Genomic DNA, 19,231 nt, shown 5'->3' with positions numbered 1-19,231 from the left:
AATCTGCACTCGGGAAATAAAGATATCAGTTCGTGATGCTTAAAAATCGTACTCGTACGCTCAATCCCCCTAGCGTATCGCTGCGCGACAACTGCGGGTGTGTGCGGTGTAGACGCGCAATATCGTTGACCAGAGCCAGGCCTATTCCTGCGCCTGGGACGTTGCCGACGTTATCCAGGCGATGAAACGGCAACAGCGCCTGATGCACCCGTTGCTCATCAATACCTGGCCCGCTATCTTCAACCACCAGCACCACGGCTTCCCCCTCGCGCACTAAACGTGCCGTCACCACGCCCCGTACTGGCGTATATTTCAGCGCATTATCCAGCAGATTTCCGCACAGCTCACCGAGTAGCACCTCATCCCCTTCAATCCACAGCGCCTCCTGCTTCCCCTCATACCCCAGATCGATGGCTTTACTGCGCGCCTGCGCCATACGGGTAAAACAGCTGGTTTGCACCACGTCATACAGATTAACGGGCGAAAAGTGCCTTTCCCCCTGTTCTTTACGCTTCACCGCGGAAAGCTGTAACAACCTTTCCGTCAGTTGAATCGTATTATCCAGCGTTGAACTCATCGCCTGTAAGCTCTCATACCATTGCTGCGGCTGCGGACTCGCCAAAGCCACTGCCGCCTGCGTTTTTAGCACTGCCAGTGGTGTTTTGAGCTGATGGGAAGCATCTGCGCTGAAGCGCTCCTGGCGGGAGATAAGCCCGCGCAATCGGTCGATATAGCGGTTGAACGCAACAATCAGCAGACGGGTTTCTGACCACGGCAGTAACTCCGGCAATGGCGTCAGCAGTCCTGGTTCGCGGCGAACCATAAGCGATGACAACTGGCGCATGGGGCGCAATACCCGACGTAATAGCCAACCGACCAGCACCAGCGTCAGGAGAACCAATAGACCTTGTGACACCCATGAGGAAAACAGCAGTTGCCGCGCCAGATAACGACGTGATTGCAGCGTTTCGGCGACATAAATTTCGGCCATGCCAACAATCCCGCCCTCATTGACCGGCTGGAGCAGGCGTGCCACGCGGATCGCTTCACCGCGATATTCCGTATGATAAAACCACGCTAACGCCGGATACAGCCGGGTACGCGAGGTCGCGGGCGGCATGGCCGGTAAATCGTCATAACCTGAGATAACCTTCCCCGTCGGATCGACCACCTTGTAATACAGCCGATCGTTCATGTTCAGTTCAAAGCTGTCCAGTACCACCCACGGCACGTTGACTTCCAGGTGCTTATTGCGTACCACCAGTCGTTCAGAAACCGTTCTGGCCGATGAGAGCAGCGTCCGGTCATACGCCTGCGTCGCGGCCTGTAATGCGCTAACGTAGCTGTTAAACGCCGAGAGTCCCCACAGCAACAGCAGCGGTAGCCCCAGGAACATCAGCAATTGCAGGTACAACGACTGGGGCTTAACCCACCTCATCACAGCGCTCCAGCACATAACCCAGACCACGCAGCGTCGCGATACGCACGTCGCTCCCTTGCAGTTTCTTCCGCAACCGATGGATATACAGCTCAATACTTTCGGGGCTGACCTCATCACTCAAACTGAACACCTGCTCAAACAACTGTTGGCGTGAAACCGGGCGCAGTCGACGGTACATCAGCACTGTCAGCAGAGCCTGCTCACGCGGTGTCAGCGCCAGCGGTTGTCCTTGCAACAGAAAGTAACCTTCATCGTGAAACGCCAATTCTCCCAGTTGCTGTATCCCTTGCACCTGGCCTGCGCTACGCCGCAGCAAGGCCCGCAGCCGGGCATCAAGCTCTTCAAGTTCAAACGGCTTAGCCAGATAATCATCAGCCCCTACATTCAGCCCCTTCACCCGATCGGCTACCGCGCTGCGCGCCGTCAGCAACAAAACCGGCAGCGTCTGCCCGCGTTTGCGTAGGCGCTGGACGACTTCCAGACCATCCAACCCCGGCATGTTGATATCCAGTACCGCCAGCGCGTACGTTTCACTGTGTAAAAGATGATCGGCCGACTGGCCGTCGAACACGCAGTCAACGGCAAAGCCGTTTTGTACCAGCGCTTTCTCCAGCCAGTGAGCTAACTCACGGTTATCTTCCGCTAATAAGAGACGCATATCACATCCTGTAAAGTTTCTGCCGCATTGAAAGGGAATTGAAAGGTTAATGTTTTAACAATCACGCAACCGAACTGCTACACATCGGCTCACATAATCACAAAAATCTTCTTCCGTACCCGAAAATCCGGTTTTCCGGCGTGAGGATAAACAATGAAAAAACAATTACTTCGTACCCTTACTGCAAGCATTTTATTGATGAGTACCTCTGCTTTAGCTGAACAAGCGCCATCGCGCACCGAATGCATTGCTCCGGCGAAACCCGGCGGTGGGTTCGACCTCACCTGTAAGCTGATTCAGGTGAGCATGATGGAAACGGGCGCCATCGAAAAACCGATGCGCGTAACCTATATGCCCGGTGGCGTGGGTGCCGTGGCCTATAACGCTATCGTCGCGCAACGTCCTGCCGAAGCCGGAACCGTAGTGGCATTCTCCGGCGGCTCCCTGCTAAACCTGTCGCAAGGTAAATTCGGCCGCTATGGTGTCGATGACGTGCGCTGGCTGGCGAGTGTAGGCACCGACTACGGCATGATTGCCGTGCGTAGTGATTCCCCCTGGAAGACGCTGAAAGACCTGCTGACTGCCATGGAGAAAGATCCCAACAGTGTCGTTATTGGCGCGGGAGCCTCTATTGGAAGTCAGGACTGGATGAAGTCGGCGCTGCTGGCGCAAAAAGCCAACGTCGACCCGCACAAAATGCGTTATGTCGCCTTTGAAGGGGGTGGCGAACCGGTGACCGCGCTGATGGGCAATCACGTGCAGGTGGTTTCCGGCGATCTCAGTGAAATGGTGCCCTATCTCAGCGGCGACAAGATCCGCGTACTCGCGGTGTTCTCTGACGAACGTCTGCCGGGCCAGTTAGCCAATGTCCCTACCGCCAAAGAGCAGGGTTATGACCTTGTTTGGCCGATTATTCGCGGCTTCTATGTTGGGCCAAAAGTGAGCGATGCGGATTACCAGTGGTGGGTTGATGCCTTTAATAAGCTCCAGCAGACCGATGAATTTAAAAAGCAGCGTGATTTGCGTGGCCTGTTCGAGTTCAACATGAGCGGTAAGCAACTCGATGACTACGTGAAGAAACAGGTCACGGATTACCGTGAGCAGGCAAAAGCCTTCGGCCTTGCGAAATAAGCCCGGGGGCAAAGATGATGAGCGATCGTATTTTCGCGGGTATCTGGCTGTTGCTCTGTATAGCCGGGCTGTTCGTGGCCTGGCAAATCAGCAGCGAATACAGCTATGAACCCGTCGGGCCACGTCCCTTTCCGCTTGGCATTATCAGCTTGATGCTGTTGTGTGCCGTCGCGCTGCTGTTGCGCCACCCGGACACCATCAGTTGGCCTCGCCGCCACGTGCTGCAAAAGCTGCTCACGATGGTGATTGTGTTGTTGATGTACGCCTGGGGGTTTGAATGGTTAGGCTTTCCCATTGCCACTGCCATTCTCACCGTGGTGATTGGCATGCTGTTCGGCGCAACCATCCCGGCAGCGGGCATTTCCGGTTCGGTTCTCGGCATTCTGCTGTGGTATGCCTTCGACCGACTGCTTGACGTCACCTTACCACTCGGCGCCTGGCTGGGTTAACGGAGAAACGATGGATACCTGGATTTATCTTTCTCAGGGTTTCGCGGTGGCGATGACGCCGGAAAACCTGGTTATCGCCTTGATCGGCTGCTTTGTCGGCACCATTGTTGGGTTGCTACCGGGTCTGGGGCCAATCAACGGTGTGGCGATCCTGCTGCCGCTGGCCTTCGCATTGCATCTGCCTGCAGAGTCTGCGTTGATCCTGTTGGCGACTGTTTATATCGGCTGCGAATACGGCGGGCGCATCTCCTCTATCCTGCTCAATGTTCCTGGCGATGCGGCAGCCATTATGACCGCCCTTGACGGCTACCCAATGGCCCAACAGGGACGTGGCGGCGTGGCGCTTTCTATCTCAGCGGTCAGTTCTTTCTTCGGTTCGCTTATCGCTATCGGCGGTATCATTCTGTTTGCCCCGGCGTTAGCACAATGGTCGCTGTCATTCGGTCCTGCAGAATACTTTGCCTTAATGGTCTTCGCCATTGCCTGTCTCGGCAGCATGATGGCACAGAATCCACTGAAATCATTTCTGGCAGCGCTTATCGGTCTCGGGCTCGCGACCGTCGGCGTAGACGCCAACACCGGGGTTTATCGCTTCACCTTTGACAGTGTTCATCTCTCCGACGGTGTGCAGTTTATCGTGGTAGTGATTGGGCTGTTCTCTGTCTCAGAAATATTATTAATGCTGGAACATACCAGCAGTGGCCAAACGCTGGTGCGTAAAACGGGCCGCATGTTGTTTAATGCCAAAGAAGGTATGCAGTGCGTGGGCGCAACGCTGCGCTCATCGGTGATTGGCTTTTTCGTCGGCGTCCTGCCCGGCGCCGGGGCAACCATCGCCAGTGCTATCACCTACATGACCGAGAAAAAGCTCAGCGGTAACAGCGACAGCTTTGGGAAGGGGGACATTCGTGGCGTTGCCGCACCAGAGGCAGCCAACAATGCTTCGGCCTGTGGCTCGTTTATCCCAATGCTGACGCTCGGCGTACCCGGTTCGGGCACCACGGCGGTAATGATGGGTGCGCTGACGCTGTACAACATCACGCCAGGGCCGGCAATGTTCACCGAACAACCGGATATCGTCTGGGGACTGATCGCGGCGCTGCTGATTGCGAACGTGATGCTGCTGGTCATGAACATCCCGTTAATCGGTCTGTTCACCCGCATGCTGACCATTCCGCTGTGGTTCCTGGTTCCGGCCATTGCGGCGGTTTCGGCGGTCGGTGTGTATGCCGTCCACAGCACGACCTTCGATCTGGTACTGATGGTTGGTCTCGGCGTACTGGGATACATTTTGCGTAAAATGCACTTCCCGATGTCTCCGTTGATTCTCGGATTTGTGCTCGGGGAAATGCTGGAGCAGAACCTGCGTCGTGCCCTGTCCATCAGTAATGGCAGCATGGATATTCTGTGGGCCAGCGGCGTGGCGAAAGTCCTGCTGGTGATGGCGGTCATGGTTATCGTTATCCCGCCAGTACTGCGCCTGATCCGCAAACGCAACAATAAGCCGCAGGTGGATATCGGCTAACGAATTGCCGGATGGCGTTGCGCTTATCCGGCCTACAACTTGGCTCGGTTGTAGGCCGGATAAGCGCAACGCCATCCGGCATTTTTATTTTCCGCGCAGCCCCTGCGTTCCTTCCAGCACATGTTCAACAAATTGCGTCAGCTTGGGCAGTGGGCGTAAATCCTGTCGCCACAACAAATGAATTGGCCGCGGTTGCGGCGTAAACCCCTCCAGCACCCGGACCAGTCGGCCATTCGCGAGCTCTTCTGCCAACAAAACCTCTGGTTGTAACAGCAGCCCCGCTCCCGCTACCGCCGCCATGCGCAGGCCATGGCCATCGTTACAGCGCAAAATCGCGTCACGTTTCCACCTGACCTCACCCGCCACACCCGGCAGTTTCCATTCATTACGTGCCGTCCACACGGTATGCGACAAACACAGATGATCCACCAGATCCCCTGGCGTTCGTGGTGTACCGTGTCGGGCAAGATAGTCCGGTGACGCACAGATCGCCATACGGTACGGACCCAGATATTTCGCCACGACATCCGTCTGATGAATATCACCAATACGTATCGCCAGATCGACCCCTTCATCGACCAGATCCACCATTCGGTTGGTCAGATCCAGTTCAATGCGTACTTCTGGCCATGTTTGCAAAAAATCCGCAGCCAGCGGCGAGACAACACAAGCCCCAAAGGAGGTTGGTGCGCTGATGCGTAGCGTACCCGCCGGAGCCCGCCGTAGCCGTTCGACCGAACGTTCAGCGATCGAAACCTGCTCCAGTACCCGACGCACTTCTTCAACGTAAACGCGCCCGGCATCGGTCAGACTCTGACGGCGAGTGTTACGTTCCAGCAGACGCGTACCAAGCTGCGCCTCCAGCAGGGCGATATATTTCCCCACCATCACCGCTGATATCTCCAGTCGCGTTGCCGCACCGGTAAAGCTTCCACTTTCCACCACCGCGATAAACGTTTCCATGCCGCGCAGCTTATCCATATTGCAAACCCCTGGTTAGTAATCATCTAACTTTTAGCCAGTTTATCTGATTTCATTTTCATTAAAGAATAGCGGCTCACACTATTGCGGAGGTGGTTATGAAAATCGTCATTATTGGTGCCAGCGGTACAGTCGGTCGTGCAGTCACAGAGACGTTGAGCCGTAAACATGAGGTGATCCGCGTGGGCCGCACGCAGGGTGATTACCAGGTCGATATCACCTCACAAGAGAGCGTTCAGGCGCTATTTGAACAAACAGGGCGCGTGGATTCGATTGTTTCCGCCACCGGCAATCTGTTCTTTGGCCCGCTATCGACGATGACCGACAGTGAATTTAATCAGGGTCTGCAGGATAAGTTGTTAGGCCAGGTGCGTCTGGCTTTAACCGGACAACATTACCTGAATGATGGCGGTTCCATTACGCTTATCAGCGGCATTATCGCCCATGAACCCATTGCCCAGGGGGCAAATGCGGCGACCATAAATGCCGGGCTGGAAGGATTTGTGCGCGCAGCAGCCTGCGAGTTAGGACGCGGCTTGCGCATTAACCTGATTAGCCCGACCGTATTGAGTGAATCTGCTGAAGCCTACGATGGATTCTTCCCTGGCTTTGAAAGCGTGCCAGCGGCAACCGTGGCCAATGCTTACCGCCGCAGCGTGGAAGGCATTCAAACCGGACGTATTTATAAAGTCGGTTACTAACATTTTTACTGCCGCTGTGTCCCAGCAGCGGCAGCACTATTAATCCTCTGTTTTTAAATAACATTCTCCTGTTTATCTCCCGCGCTTTTCATTTAACCTCACCCTTTATAATGTTAAATATTTGTTGCTTTTGATCACAAATAATAAACAAACAAGCTCGTTCTGTGCGCGTTTTTCAAAAATGTAGATATTTTTAATTTATGGCTACGAAACGAGCATCGCCATGTCTCCCTGACAATCTACTGAGAGGATCGATTCTGATGAACGCACTGACTGCCGTACAACCGAACGCTGAAGATCCAGCCCAACACTACAGCGGCTTCACACTGAAACCATCAGCCCAGTCGCCACGCTTACTGGAGCTGACTTTCTGTGCTGAGACAACGGAGCAATTTCTGCAAGCCGTCGCGCAGTGGCCGGTACAGGCCCTGGAATACAAATCTTTCTTGCGTTTCAAAGTGGGTCAGATCCTCGACGCCCTGTGCGGCAATCAGTTGCAGCCTCTGCTACTAAAAACCTTGCTGGATCGTGCTGAAGGCGCACTGCTGATCAATGCCGTGGGCGTTGATGACGTGGCACAGGCAGAAGAGATGGTCAAACTGGCAACAGCCGTCGCGCATCTTATCGGACGCTCAAATTTTGATGCAATGAGCGGTCAGTACTATGCGCGCTTCGTGGTGAAAAACGTCGATAACTCAGATAGCTATCTGCGTCAGCCGCACCGAGTCATGGAACTGCATAACGACGGTACATACCTCGAAGAAATCACCGACTATGTACTGATGATGAAGATAGATGAGCAGAACATGACTGGCGGTAACTCGCTGCTGCTCCATCTCGATGACTGGGAACATCTGGATCAGTATTTTACCCACCCGCTGGCACGCCGTGCCATGCGCTTTGCCGCACCACCAAGCAAAAATGTTAGCCAGGACGTATTCCATCCGGTGTTTGACGTTGACCAGCAGGGCCGTCCGGTCATGCGCTATATCGACCAGTTCGTCCAGCCAAAAGACTATGAAGAAGGCGTCTGGCTGAGCGACCTGTCTGATGCGCTGGAAACCAGCAAGAACATTCTTTCCGTTCCGGTATCGGTCGGTAAATTCTTGCTGATCAACAACCTGTTCTGGCTTCACGGTCGCGACCGCTTCACCTCGCATCCTGACCTGCGTCGCGAACTGATGCGTCAGCGTGGCTATTTCGCCTATGCCACCCACCATTACCAGACCCACCAGTAAGCGCGAAGGAAAATAGCGGATGTATGATTTTGTGATTATTGGCGGCGGCATTATCGGCATGTCGACTGCCATGCAGCTGATCGATGTCTACCCGGATGCCAGAATTGCGTTGCTGGAGAAAGAGTCCGGTCCAGCCTGCCACCAGACGGGCCACAACAGCGGCGTGATTCATGCCGGGGTCTATTACACCCCCGGTAGCCTGAAGGCGCAGTTTTGCCTGGCCGGAAATCGCGCCACCAAAGCCTTTTGCGACCAAAACGGCATCCGCTATGACGTTTGCGGAAAAATGCTGGTTGCCACCTCGGCGCTGGAAATGGAGCGGATGCGTGCCTTATGGGATCGCACTGCCGCTAACGGTTTAGAGCGCGAGTGGTTAAACGCCGAAGAACTGCGTGAGCGTGAGCCGAACATCACTGGATTGGGCGGTATTTTTGTCCCGTCGAGCGGAATAGTCAGCTACCGCGAAGTCACCGCTGCGATGGCGAAGATTTTCCAGGCCAAAGGCGGTGAGATTATTTACAACGCGGAGGTCAGCGCGTTAAAGGAACACGCCACCGGCGTTATCGTGCAGACCCGTCAGGGTCAGGAGTATGAGGGTTCGAGCCTGATTACCTGTTCCGGCCTGATGGCCGATCGGCTGGTGAAAATGCTTGGCATTGAGCCCGGATTCATCATCTGCCCGTTCCGCGGCGAATACTTCCGCCTGGCGTCAGAACATAACCAGATAGTCAATCATCTGATCTACCCGATCCCCGACCCGGCGATGCCATTCCTCGGTGTGCATCTCACCCGCATGATAGACGGCAGCGTTACGGTGGGTCCGAACGCCGTACTGGCATTTAAACGCGAAGGCTACCGTAAACGCGACTTCTCGCTTAGCGATACGCTGGAGATCCTCGGCTCTTCCGGCATCCGCCGCGTGCTGCAAAACAACCTGCGTTCCGGGCTTGGTGAAATGAAAAACTCGCTGTGCAAAAGCGGATATTTGCGGCTGGTGCAAAAGTATTGCCCGAGCCTGACGCAGAAAGATCTGCAGCCGTGGCCTGCAGGTGTGCGGGCACAGGCGGTGTCACCGGACGGCAAGCTGATTGACGATTTCCTGTTTGTCACCACGCCGCGTTCGATTCACACCTGTAACGCCCCGTCTCCCGCGGCAACGTCAGCTCTCCCGATCGGCGCGCATATCGTCAGCAAAGTTCACGCCCTTCTGGAGAACCAGAGTAATCCCGGACGCACGCTGCGTGCGGCACGTAGCGTGGAGACATTACACGCCGCGTTCACCCGTTAACCTTTTTAAGACAGGAAGCAATCATGCAACTTAACGATCCCACCTTGTTTCGCCAGCAGGCACTGATCGACGGACACTGGCGTGACGCCAACAGCGGCGAGACCATCGCGGTGACCAACCCCGCGAATGGTCAGCAGCTGGGTAGCGTACCGAAAATGGGGGCGGATGAAACCCGCGAAGCCATTGAGGCCGCGAATCGCGCCCTGCCCGCATGGCGAGCGCTGACCGCGAAAGAGCGGGCCAATATTCTGCGTCGCTGGTTCAATCTGATGATTGAGCACCAGGACGATCTCGCCCGCCTGATGACGCTGGAACAGGGTAAGCCGCTGGCTGAGGCCAAAGGCGAAATCACTTATGCCGCCTCATTTATCGAGTGGTTTGCCGAAGAGGGCAAACGTATTTACGGCGACACCATTCCCGGCCATCAGGCAGATAAGCGTCTGATCGTCATCAAACAGCCGATCGGCGTTACCGCCGCTATCACTCCGTGGAACTTCCCTTCCGCAATGATCACCCGTAAAGCCGGTCCGGCGCTGGCGGCAGGCTGCACGATGGTGCTCAAACCCGCCAGCCAGACACCGTACTCCGCGCTGGCGCTGGCTGAACTGGCCAATCGCGCCGGGATCCCGGCAGGTGTTTTCAGCGTCGTGACCGGTTCAGCCAGTGCTGTTGGTAATGAGCTGACCGGCAACCCACTGGTACGCAAGCTGTCGTTTACCGGCTCCACTGAAATTGGACGCCAGCTAATGCAGCAGTGCGCCAAAGATATCAAGAAGGTGTCACTCGAACTGGGCGGCAATGCGCCGTTTATCGTCTTTGATGATGCCGACCTTGATAAAGCCGTGGAAGGTGCGCTGGCATCGAAGTTTCGTAATGCCGGGCAGACCTGCGTCTGCGCCAACCGTCTGTATGTTCAGGACGGCGTGTATGAGCAGTTTGCCGACAAGCTCCAGCAGGCGGTGAGCAAGCTGCACCTCGGTGACGGTCTGCAACCTGACGTCACCACCGGGCCGCTGATCGATGAAAAAGCCGTCGCCAAAGTGCAGGAACACATCGCCGACGCGCTGGATAAAGGCGCACGCATCGTGGCGGGGGGTAAGGCTCACGCACTGGGCGGCAACTTCTTCCAGCCCACTATTCTGGTAGATGTGCCTGATAACGCGAAGGTCGCCAAAGAAGAGACCTTCGGCCCGCTGGCACCGCTGTTTCGCTTTAAAGATGAAGCTGACGTCATTGCCCAGGCCAACGACACCGAGTTTGGGCTGGCGGCCTACTTCTACGCCCGTGATTTAAGCCGGGTATTCCGCGTTGGCGAAGCGCTGGAATACGGCATCGTCGGCATTAATACCGGCATCATCTCAAATGAAGTGGCCCCGTTTGGCGGCATTAAAGCCTCCGGTCTTGGCCGCGAAGGTTCGAAGTACGGCATCGAAGACTACTTAGAAATCAAATATATGTGTATTGGCCTTTAATAAAATAAATACTGGAGAACACCTGATGAGCACCAATAAAGAACTCATGCAACGTCGCAGTAACGCCGTTCCTCGTGGCGTAGGACAGATCCACCCGATTTTTGCCGAACGCGCAGAAAACTGCCGGGTTTGGGACGTTGAAGGCCGTGAGTTCCTCGATTTTGCTGGCGGTATTGCGGTGTTGAATACCGGTCACCTGCATCCGCAGATTGTCTCTGCGGTAGAAGCACAGTTGAAAAAACTGTCACATACCTGCTTCCAGGTGCTGGCTTATGAGCCGTACCTCGAACTGTGTGAGATTATGAACAAGAAAGTGCCGGGTGATTTCGCCAAGAAAACCCTGCTGGTCACCACCGGCTCTGAAGCGGTGGAAAATGCGGTGAAAATCGCCCGCGCGGCCACCAAACGTACCGGGACCATCGCCTTTAGCGGTGCCTATCATGGCCGTACCCACTACACCCTCTCATTAACCGGGAAAGTGAACCCGTACTCTGCTGGCATGGGGCTGATGCCGGGTCATGTGTATCGTGCGCTGTACCCTTGCGCGCTGCACGGTATCAGCGATGACGATGCGATTGCCAGCATCCACCGTATTTTCAAAAACGACGCGGCCCCGGAAGATATTGCCGCTATCGTCATTGAGCCCGTACAAGGCGAAGGTGGTTTTTACGCCGCCTCCCCGGCCTTTATGCAGCGCCTGCGCGCAATTTGTGACGAACACGGGATCATGTTGATTGCCGATGAAGTGCAGAGCGGCGCAGGGCGTACCGGTACGCTGTTTGCGATGGAGCAAATGGGTGTAGCCCCCGATCTGACTACCTTCGCAAAATCCATCGCCGGTGGCTTCCCGCTGGCCGGTGTCACCGGACGTGCTGAGGTGATGGACGCCGTCCCACCGGGTGGTCTGGGCGGTACCTATGCCGGTAGCCCGATTGCCTGTGCCGCCGCGTTGGCGGTGCTGAACATTTTCGAGCAGGAAAACCTGCTGCAAAAAGCGAACGACCTGGGCAAAACCCTGCGCGATGGTCTGCTGGCCATTGCGGAAACGCACCGCGAGATTGGCGATGTACGCGGGCTGGGCGCAATGATTGCCATCGAGTTGTTCGAAGATGGCGACCACACCAGACCCGATGCCAAACTGACGGCCGACGTCGTCGCGCGTGCACGTGACAAAGGGTTGATCCTGCTCTCCTGCGGGCCTTACTACAACGTGCTGCGCATCCTTGTTCCACTCACCATTGAAGAGGCTCAAATCCGTCAGGGTCTGGACATTATTGCTCAGTGTTTTGCCGAGGCGAAGCAGGGGTAACCCCCGTATCTGAACGGGGATTGTAGGCCGGAAGCAGCGCATGCGCCGCTTCCGGAAATATTGTGATGCCCGGTGGCGCTCCGCTTACCGGGCCTACGGGTAAGGTGCAGGAAGCGACGTCAATAACAATAACGAGGTTTAAAGATGGGGCAAGTGTCACAATCACATGATTTAGGGGGCGGGCTGAAATCACGCCACGTCACCATGTTGTCCATTGCCGGGGTTATCGGCGCCAGTTTATTTGTAGGCTCAAGCGTCGCGATTGCCGAAGCCGGTCCGGCGGTGCTGTTGGCATATCTGTTCGCCGGGTTACTGGTGGTCATGATTATGCGCATGCTGGCCGAAATGGCCGTTGCCACACCCGATACAGGTTCCTTCTCCACCTACGCCGATAAAGCTATCGGGCCATGGGCCGGTTATACCATCGGTTGGTTGTACTGGTGGTTCTGGGTGTTGGTGATCCCGCTGGAAGCTAACATTGCGGCCATCATCCTGCATTCATGGATCCCTGGAGTGCCTATCTGGCTGTTTTCCCTGGTTATCACCCTGGCATTAACCGGCAGTAATTTGCTGAGCGTCAAAAATTACGGCGAGTTTGAATTCTGGCTGGCGCTGTGTAAAGTGATTGCCATTCTGGCATTTATCGCCCTCGGTGCAGCGGCGATTAGCGGCTTCTATCCCTACGCGGAAGTCGGCGGCGTTTCACGACTGTGGGATCAGGGCGGCTTTATGCCCAATGGTTTTGGCGCAGTACTCAGTGCGATGCTAATCACCATGTTTTCCTTTATGGGCGCGGAGATTGTCACCATTGCCGCCGCAGAATCCGACACCCCGGATAAACACATCGTACGGGCGACAAACTCGGTTATCTGGCGTATCTCTATTTTCTATCTGTGTTCCATTTTCGTGGTGGTTGCGCTGATCCCGTGGAACATGCCGGGACTGAAAGAGGTTGGGTCGTACCGCTCGGTACTGGAGTTGCTGCATATTCCGCATGCAAAGCTGATCATGGATTGCGTCATTTTGCTGTCGGTAACCAGTTGCCTGAACTCCGCGCTATATACGTCATCCCGTATGCTCTATTCCCTGAGCCGTCGTGGCGATGCCCCTGCCTTTATGGGTAAAACAAACCGCAGCAAAACGCCGTATGTGGCAGTACTACTCTCTACCGGGGCGGCATTCCTCACCGTTATCGTCAACTATTACGCGCCGGCCAAAGTATTTAAGTTTCTGATCGACAGCTCCGGCGCCATCGCACTGCTGGTCTATCTGGTGATTGCTATTTCTCAGTTACGGATGCGCAAAATCCTGCTGGCGCAGGGCGGTGAAATTAAACTGAGAATGTGGCTCTTTCCATGGCTTACCTGGCTGGTGATCGCCTTTATTGTCTTCGTATTAGTGGTGATGCTCTTCCGTCCGGCGCAACAGCTGGAGGTGGTGTCGACCGGGCTACTCGCCATCGGGATTATTTGCACCGTGCCCATTATGTCACGCTGGAAAAAACTGCTATCGTGGCAAAAAACACCGTTGCAAAATACGCATTAAATCTGATCCCGGCGCAGGCCGGGACATTTATTCAGGAGTAAGACCATGACCGCCATTTCCCAACCGACGGCCATTGATGGGTACCGCTGGCTGAAGAACGATATCATCCGCGGTATATATCAGCCTGATGAGAAACTGCGTATGAGCCTGCTGACCTCACGTTATGAACTGGGCGTTGGGCCACTGCGCGAAGCGCTTTCGCAACTGGTTGTAGAGCGACTGGTCACGGTGGTCAATCAGAAAGGGTATCGGGTGGCGCCGATGTCCGAGCAAGAGTTACTCGATATTTTCGATGCCCGCGCCAATATGGAAGCCATGCTGGTGGGTCTGGCTATCGCGCGTGGCGACGACGCCTGGGAAGCCGAGATTCTGGCGCGTGCGCATATGCTCAGCAAGCTGGAGGCCGTTGACGCCAGCGAGCAGATGCTTGATGAGTGGGATCAGCGCCATCAGGCGTTTCACACGGCGATTGTTGCTGGCTGTGGTTCGCAATATCTGCTGCAAATGCGTGAACGGCTGTTCTCTCTGGCGGCACGATACCGTTTCATCTGGTTGCGTAAAACGGTGCTGTCGGTAGAGATGCTGGAAGATAAGCACGATCAGCATCAAACGCTTACCGAAGCGATTCTGGCGCGCGATGCCGCCCGCGCCAGCGAGTTAATGCGCCAGCACCTGCTGACGCCAATACCCATTATTCAGCAAGCCATGTCCGGCAAACTGCTGACGGGAAAAGCCTAGTCGCGAGTTTGGACCCAGAAGGCATGGATAAGGCCTGGGATGTAGCCCAACAGTGTCAAAACGATATTGAGGATAAATGCCCAGCCGAATCCTTTCCCCAGCAACACGCCAAGCGGAGGCAGAATAATAGTAAAAACGATTCTCCAGAAACCCATACACACTCCATACAAGCAAAAAAAAATAATCATTTCTTAGAAATCTAAGGTTAGTGAGTTTATCCAACTCTGCCTGGCTTCCCCTGCTGTTTTACCCTCCTTTACGCTCTTTACGCTGGCGTACGATGCTCACTTACTTTAGAATTAGCTTAACTTAGAAAACACTAAAGTATATATGACTGAACTCGAACAACTGCAGGCCAGCGCAGAACAGGCTGCCGCCCTACTCAAAGCGATGAGTAATCCAAAACGGTTACTGATTTTGTGCATGCTTTGTGGCTCACCGGGTACCAGCGCGGGAGAGTTAGCCCGCGTTACTGGTCTTAGTGCATCGGCCACCTCGCAGCATCTGGCAAGAATGCGCGAAGAGGGGCTGATAGACAGCCAGCGTGATGCCCAGCGCATCCTTTACTCCATTAAAAATGCGGCCGTGAACTCGCTGATCGCCACATTAAAAACACTGTATTGCCCATAAGGAACCACTATGACCATTGGGATGATTTCCCCCCACGAGGCGCAGACGCTGTTAGCTCAGGGCGCAAAACTGATTGATATCCGCGACGCTGACGAGTATCTGTACGAGCATATTCCCGAGGCGCACCTGGCACCGCTATCCACCCTGGAGCAGGGTTCACTCCCCGCAAACTTACGGGCTGAGCGCATTATTTTTCACTGCCAGTCAGGCAAGCGTACACAAAATGCGGCGGCAAAATTGAATGCCGCCGCCGCGCCAGCACAGGTCTGGCTGCTTGAGGGTGGAATCGACGGCTGGAAAGCGGCAGGTCTGCCGGTTGCAAAAGATAGCTCACAACCGTTGCCGCTAATGCGTCAGGTGCAGATTGCCGCAGGCAGTCTTGCCTTGCTTGGCGTCATTCTCGGTTATGCCGTTAACAGCGGCTTCTTCTTACTCAGCGGTTTTGTTGGTGCGGGGCTGGTACTTGCGGGTGTAACTGGCTTCTGCGGTATGGCGCGACTGCTCGACAAAATGCCCTGGAACCGACGTACTCATTAAGCGGTAATAGAAGAAACAGCGCTGTACCCGCCGATTGACGTGATCTATGGTGGGCTTTGTGATTAAGAAAGGAGCGCAATATGTTTAAACCTGGCGATCTGGTGCAACCGCGTATGGGCGGACCAAAACTGAAAGTTGTCGAAGTGAAAGACGAACAAATTGTGGCTGTACAAGCCAGCAATGAAAGCGGCGAAAAATACACCCTAAAAACTGCTGATGTCACGCGATATTCTGAAGAAGGCGATTTCGGCGTCTGCTGAAAATAAGCGGTGAGGTTCCCCTCACCGCATTGATATTAGATCAAAAAATCATCGAGAGATTTACCGGCAGCCAGCGCCTGCGCAATCGGCTTCGGCGTGCGGCCTTGTCCAGTCCATGTTTTTGTTTCACCATTGGTATCCGTAAAACGATATTTCGCCGGACGTGGTTGACGTTTTTTAACCGAACGCGACATTGCCGCCGACATACTCAACAGTTCTTCAGGATCAATCCCATCGGCTTTCATCATCGCCAGCAGTGTATTAATTTTTTCCTGCTGTTCTGCACGTTGGCGCTGCAGCTGTTCTTCTTCGTCACGTCGTTCTTTGGTGACTACCCGGAGTTTTTCCAGCATATCGTCCAGAACCTCGACGGATAATTCACGCGCCATGGCACGTAGCGATCGAATATTATTTAAGTTTTTTAACATTGAACTCATATTAATAAAACCTCTTTAACGCAAAAACAAAAATCGGTATTACGACGCAAATTGTATGCGAGTGTTTTTTCTTTTTCCAGTCTCTTTTTTGTCGCAAGATATTAAAACGACAATCGCTAATATTATTTACCTTGTCATACAATGAATTTTAGTCACCGATATTTTATATTCGGCCAGCGACCAGAATAAATAGACGTCGTGATATCTCACTGCCGCACCAGATAAACCAATATAGGCATCGCACAGGCGTTGCGGTAGATATGCGAAATATTCGTCAACATTCAAAAAGGAGCGCAAAAAGTTCAGAAAAACAAGTCAAAACAACTTATTGATTTTTAATGATTTTAATTTGCATGACAACGAAAATGCCAAAACGAACAAAAAACAAACCATCGCAGAGCATTTTATCGACAAAAAGGCAATAAATAAAAATTTTAAGCTAGTTGCTAGTTATTATGTAGGCAGATATCCTATTAAAACGCGAAAGCGACAAGACAAATCACTAGCAACAAAGGTATTGAAAACCTTTTTTCCCCTTTTTACAAGGAGCATTAACATGTTCTCTCCGCAGTCACGCTTGCGTCATGCTGTAGCAGACACGTTCGCGATGGTTGTTTATTGTTCTGTCGTGAACATGTTGATCGAGATATTCCTTTCAGGAATGAGCTTCGAACAGTCACTGTATTCCAGACTGGTCGCCATCCCCGTCAACATCCTGATCGCCTGGCCATACGGTATGTACCGCGATTTGTTTATGCGCGCGGCACGCAAAGCTACGCAGGCAGGATGGGCAAAAAATCTGGCGGATGTGCTGGCCTATGTCACGTTCCAGTCACCGGTGTATGTGATTATTCTGCTGACGGTTGGCGCTGACTGGCACCAGATCACGGCTGCGGTAAGTTCAAACATCGTGGTCTCAATGCTGATGGGTGCAGTATATGGCTACTTCCTTGATTATTGCCGCCGCCTGTTTAAGGTCAGCAGCTACCACCAGGCTAAAGCGTAAAAACATCTCATCGCGACTGGCACCGCCAGTCGCGTTATCAGTTTGAACTCACGTCGCCAAACAACCCATTCAGATAACGTTCCAGCGCGATACGCGAGCTAAAGCCGTGTGGAATACCATAATGTTCATGAGTATCGCCGGCTAAATAAAGCGGGAATTGCTGATAGTGATCGCAGGTTTTAATATCCGTGGCTGGTTCTGCCAGTGAAGAACTACGCTCTTTTAGCGTGGGATGAATAACCAATGCGGTACGCCCCATCCGCGCTTCACGGTTTACGTATACATAATTCTCGCCACGTCGATAACCGTATGTTTTCTGTGTGACTACATCAACGGTAAAGCCCACTTTTTCAAGTACGCGCGCCACCTCATCAGGTCGTAAATACATATTATTTTCCTCGTTATCTTTTACTGCGGGCCTACCTTACCTGATTCAGCATTAGCAACGCTTTCAGAAAAGTCCATAAACGAGTGCAGACGGTGAGATGAATATCTTAAGAACAACGCAAATTTATGTCAGCGCCAACCGGAGTTGATATGCAGCCTGCTGCGCCATTTCCGCCGTTCGGATATTGGTAAATGACAGTAATATTCCCCCCTTACCTGCTGAGGTGATGCGCCATCGGCTTAAGGCCTGAACCGCCAACCCGACCTGATTCGCTTTGCGTACTAACGCAGTGTCATCCCCCGCCACGGCGATCACCAGTTGGATCCCGCCCTCTTGTGGTACCACGCTAAACCCCTGCTCTGTCAGAGCGCTTTCCATCCATTGACGCCGTTGGGCATAATGCTGGCGCATCCGTTTTAAGTGCCGCCAGAAATGACCGTCGCGCATAAAATCGGCCAGCGTTTGTTGCCATAAAACCGGCACACTGCAAGCCGTTAGCGCTGCCTGTTGGCGAAAATGTGCGACCTGAGTCAGCGGAACCACCAGCCAGGCTATGCGTAAAGCGGGAAATAACGATTTACTGAACGTGCCCGCATAAACCACCCGCTGCGGCGCATCCAGACTTTTAAGCGGTGGTAACGGTTTGCCGTGGTAACGAAACTCACTGTCGTAGTCATCTTCGATTACCCACGCCTGTGCGCGATCGGCCCATTCCAGCAACTGGTGACGGCGGGCCAGAGAAAGCGCCACGCCCAGTGGGCTTTGGTGTGCAGGTGTCAGCAAGACAAAACGCGCCTGTGGGTAGTGGCGGATCCCCGCGCTGACATCAAGGCCATCGGCATCAACCGCTACAGGCATCAGCTCAACGCGTTCCTGGGTGACCACGGGCCGAATCAATGGAAAACCGGGATCTTCGACCCACATCCCCTCGCCGGGTGTAGCCAGCGCACGCAGGATCAACATCATTGATGCCGCATAACCCGACGTAATAAAAACCTGCTCCGGAAGACATTCAATGCTGCGTGACACTCGCAGGTAATCGACTATCGCCTGGCGTAGCAGCAGTTCACCACAAACATCCCCCACCGCGAGGTCAAAACGTGTTTGGGTGCGCAAACGTCGTCCCATGACCCGTGCCCAGATATCGCGCGGAAAAAGATCAAGCGCTGGCAATCCCATCTGAAAAAGCTGTGGTGTGCCGTTTTCTCCGGCGAATACGGTAGGGGTTGCGGGCGAGGTTTCCAGTCGCAATTGCTCGCTGACAAAGGTTCCCGCCTGACCGCGTCGCGTAAGCCAGCCCTGCGCCACCAACTCAGCATAAGCGTTTTCTACCGTCGAACGTGAAACGCCCAGTTCCTGGGACCAGGTTCGGCTGGAGGGTAATCTTGTGCCAGGCTTAAGATCGCCTTTCTCAATAGCGGTTTTTAACTGACGGGCAATTTGCTGGTAGCGCGGCATTTATGGTCTGCTTTTTAAGTAAAAATATGGCTCTCTTTA

21 protein-coding genes are annotated in these 19,231 nt (G+C 54.0%); 14 read left to right on the top strand and 7 right to left on the bottom strand.

What is annotated here, in order from left to right; genetic code table 11:
- Positions 1–25 precede the first annotated feature (25 nt).
- On the bottom strand, positions 26–1,438 hold the full coding sequence (locus tag NNO02_RS03245; RefSeq protein ID WP_271454194.1) for a sensor histidine kinase: 1,413 nt from the start codon (positions 1,436–1,438) through the stop codon (positions 26–28).
- Positions 1,425–2,099: a transcriptional regulator TctD gene (gene tctD, locus NNO02_RS03240; RefSeq protein ID WP_116360823.1), complete on the bottom strand. Its 675-nt coding sequence runs from the start codon at positions 2,097–2,099 to the stop codon at positions 1,425–1,427. Before tctD ends, NNO02_RS03245 begins: the two co-directional genes overlap by 14 nt.
- A gap of 153 nt (positions 2,100–2,252) precedes the next feature.
- Between tctD and NNO02_RS03235 the strand changes: the two genes are divergently transcribed.
- From NNO02_RS03235 to NNO02_RS03225, 3 genes are read left to right on the top strand one after another with little or no spacing between them, the layout of a single operon-like run.
- Entirely contained in the window at positions 2,253–3,230 is a 978-nt protein-coding gene (locus NNO02_RS03235; RefSeq protein ID WP_061068421.1) for a Bug family tripartite tricarboxylate transporter substrate binding protein, read from the top strand.
- Positions 3,231–3,244: 14 nt separating this feature from the next.
- Positions 3,245–3,679 carry a tripartite tricarboxylate transporter TctB family protein gene (locus tag NNO02_RS03230; RefSeq protein ID WP_105242189.1) on the top strand — a complete coding sequence of 145 codons (435 nt, stop codon included), beginning with the start codon at positions 3,245–3,247 and terminating at the stop codon, positions 3,677–3,679.
- Between the two features lie 10 nt (positions 3,680–3,689).
- Complete coding sequence (locus NNO02_RS03225; protein WP_137383555.1) at positions 3,690–5,204, top strand: tripartite tricarboxylate transporter permease; 1,515 nt, start codon at positions 3,690–3,692, stop codon at positions 5,202–5,204.
- 84 nt (positions 5,205–5,288) lie between these two features.
- On the opposite strand, the gene NNO02_RS03220 is transcribed toward NNO02_RS03225, so the two are convergent.
- Positions 5,289–6,185 (bottom strand): LysR family transcriptional regulator, encoded by an 897-nt coding sequence (locus NNO02_RS03220; protein ID WP_271454193.1) that lies wholly within the window; start codon positions 6,183–6,185, stop codon positions 5,289–5,291.
- A gap of 98 nt (positions 6,186–6,283) precedes the next feature.
- Between NNO02_RS03220 and NNO02_RS03215 the strand changes: the two genes are divergently transcribed.
- From NNO02_RS03215 to csiR, 7 genes are all read left to right on the top strand, one after another.
- Positions 6,284–6,886, top strand: a complete 603-nt coding sequence (locus NNO02_RS03215; RefSeq protein WP_271454192.1) for a short chain dehydrogenase — start codon at positions 6,284–6,286, stop codon at positions 6,884–6,886.
- Positions 6,887–7,146: 260 nt separating this feature from the next.
- Positions 7,147–8,124 (top strand): glutarate dioxygenase GlaH, encoded by a 978-nt coding sequence (gene glaH / locus NNO02_RS03210; protein WP_271450308.1) that lies wholly within the window; start codon positions 7,147–7,149, stop codon positions 8,122–8,124.
- Positions 8,125–8,143: 19 nt separating this feature from the next.
- Entirely contained in the window at positions 8,144–9,412 is a 1,269-nt protein-coding gene (gene lhgO, locus NNO02_RS03205) for an L-2-hydroxyglutarate oxidase (protein WP_271442303.1), read from the top strand.
- A gap of 23 nt (positions 9,413–9,435) precedes the next feature.
- Positions 9,436–10,884, top strand: a complete 1,449-nt coding sequence (gabD, locus tag NNO02_RS03200; protein WP_271442302.1) for an NADP-dependent succinate-semialdehyde dehydrogenase — start codon at positions 9,436–9,438, stop codon at positions 10,882–10,884.
- 25 nt (positions 10,885–10,909) lie between these two features.
- On the top strand, positions 10,910–12,193 hold the full coding sequence (gene gabT, locus NNO02_RS03195; protein WP_271454191.1) for a 4-aminobutyrate--2-oxoglutarate transaminase: 1,284 nt from the start codon (positions 10,910–10,912) through the stop codon (positions 12,191–12,193).
- A 144-nt stretch (positions 12,194–12,337) separates the two neighbouring features.
- Positions 12,338–13,738 carry a GABA permease gene (gene gabP, locus NNO02_RS03190; protein WP_137383548.1) on the top strand — a complete coding sequence of 467 codons (1,401 nt, stop codon included), beginning with the start codon at positions 12,338–12,340 and terminating at the stop codon, positions 13,736–13,738.
- Between the two features lie 45 nt (positions 13,739–13,783).
- Positions 13,784–14,476, top strand: a complete 693-nt coding sequence (gene csiR / locus NNO02_RS03185; RefSeq protein WP_271454190.1) for a DNA-binding transcriptional regulator CsiR — start codon at positions 13,784–13,786, stop codon at positions 14,474–14,476.
- On the opposite strand, the gene NNO02_RS03180 is transcribed toward csiR, so the two are convergent.
- Complete coding sequence (locus tag NNO02_RS03180; protein WP_006687217.1) at positions 14,473–14,631, bottom strand: YqaE/Pmp3 family membrane protein; 159 nt, start codon at positions 14,629–14,631, stop codon at positions 14,473–14,475. The genes csiR and NNO02_RS03180 overlap by 4 nt on opposite strands.
- Positions 14,632–14,806: 175 nt before the next feature.
- Between NNO02_RS03180 and NNO02_RS03175 the strand changes: the two genes are divergently transcribed.
- From NNO02_RS03175 to NNO02_RS03165, 3 genes are all read left to right on the top strand, one after another.
- Positions 14,807–15,106, top strand: a complete 300-nt coding sequence (locus tag NNO02_RS03175) for an ArsR/SmtB family transcription factor (protein WP_075847557.1) — start codon at positions 14,807–14,809, stop codon at positions 15,104–15,106.
- Between the two features lie 9 nt (positions 15,107–15,115).
- The gene (locus NNO02_RS03170; RefSeq protein WP_271454189.1) at positions 15,116–15,643 is read left to right on the top strand and encodes a rhodanese family protein; all 528 of its coding nucleotides are present in this window, start codon (positions 15,116–15,118) and stop codon (positions 15,641–15,643) included.
- An 80-nt stretch (positions 15,644–15,723) separates the two neighbouring features.
- The gene (locus tag NNO02_RS03165; protein WP_137383543.1) at positions 15,724–15,903 is read left to right on the top strand and encodes a hypothetical protein; all 180 of its coding nucleotides are present in this window, start codon (positions 15,724–15,726) and stop codon (positions 15,901–15,903) included.
- A 35-nt stretch (positions 15,904–15,938) separates the two neighbouring features.
- On the opposite strand, the gene stpA is transcribed toward NNO02_RS03165, so the two are convergent.
- Complete coding sequence (stpA, locus tag NNO02_RS03160; protein ID WP_271442297.1) at positions 15,939–16,340, bottom strand: DNA-binding protein StpA; 402 nt, start codon at positions 16,338–16,340, stop codon at positions 15,939–15,941.
- A gap of 556 nt (positions 16,341–16,896) precedes the next feature.
- On the opposite strand from stpA, the gene alaE reads away from it, so the two are divergent.
- Positions 16,897–17,346 (top strand): L-alanine exporter AlaE, encoded by a 450-nt coding sequence (gene alaE / locus NNO02_RS03155; RefSeq protein ID WP_003037259.1) that lies wholly within the window; start codon positions 16,897–16,899, stop codon positions 17,344–17,346.
- A 37-nt stretch (positions 17,347–17,383) separates the two neighbouring features.
- On the opposite strand, the gene NNO02_RS03150 is transcribed toward alaE, so the two are convergent.
- Both NNO02_RS03150 and pdxR read right to left on the bottom strand, forming a co-directional pair.
- Entirely contained in the window at positions 17,384–17,734 is a 351-nt protein-coding gene (locus NNO02_RS03150) for a DUF2002 family protein (RefSeq protein WP_005122944.1), read from the bottom strand.
- 123 nt (positions 17,735–17,857) lie between these two features.
- Positions 17,858–19,192: a MocR-like pyridoxine biosynthesis transcription factor PdxR gene (gene pdxR / locus NNO02_RS03145; protein WP_271454188.1), complete on the bottom strand. Its 1,335-nt coding sequence runs from the start codon at positions 19,190–19,192 to the stop codon at positions 17,858–17,860.
- Between the last annotated feature and the right edge of the window lie 39 nt (positions 19,193–19,231).

The sequence above is a fragment of the Citrobacter sp. Awk 2 genome (genome assembly GCF_028069815.1).
Lineage (GTDB): Bacteria > Pseudomonadota > Gammaproteobacteria > Enterobacterales > Enterobacteriaceae > Citrobacter.
Note: the sequence above shows the minus strand (reverse complement) of the source record. Positions and strands in the feature narration are given on the sequence as shown.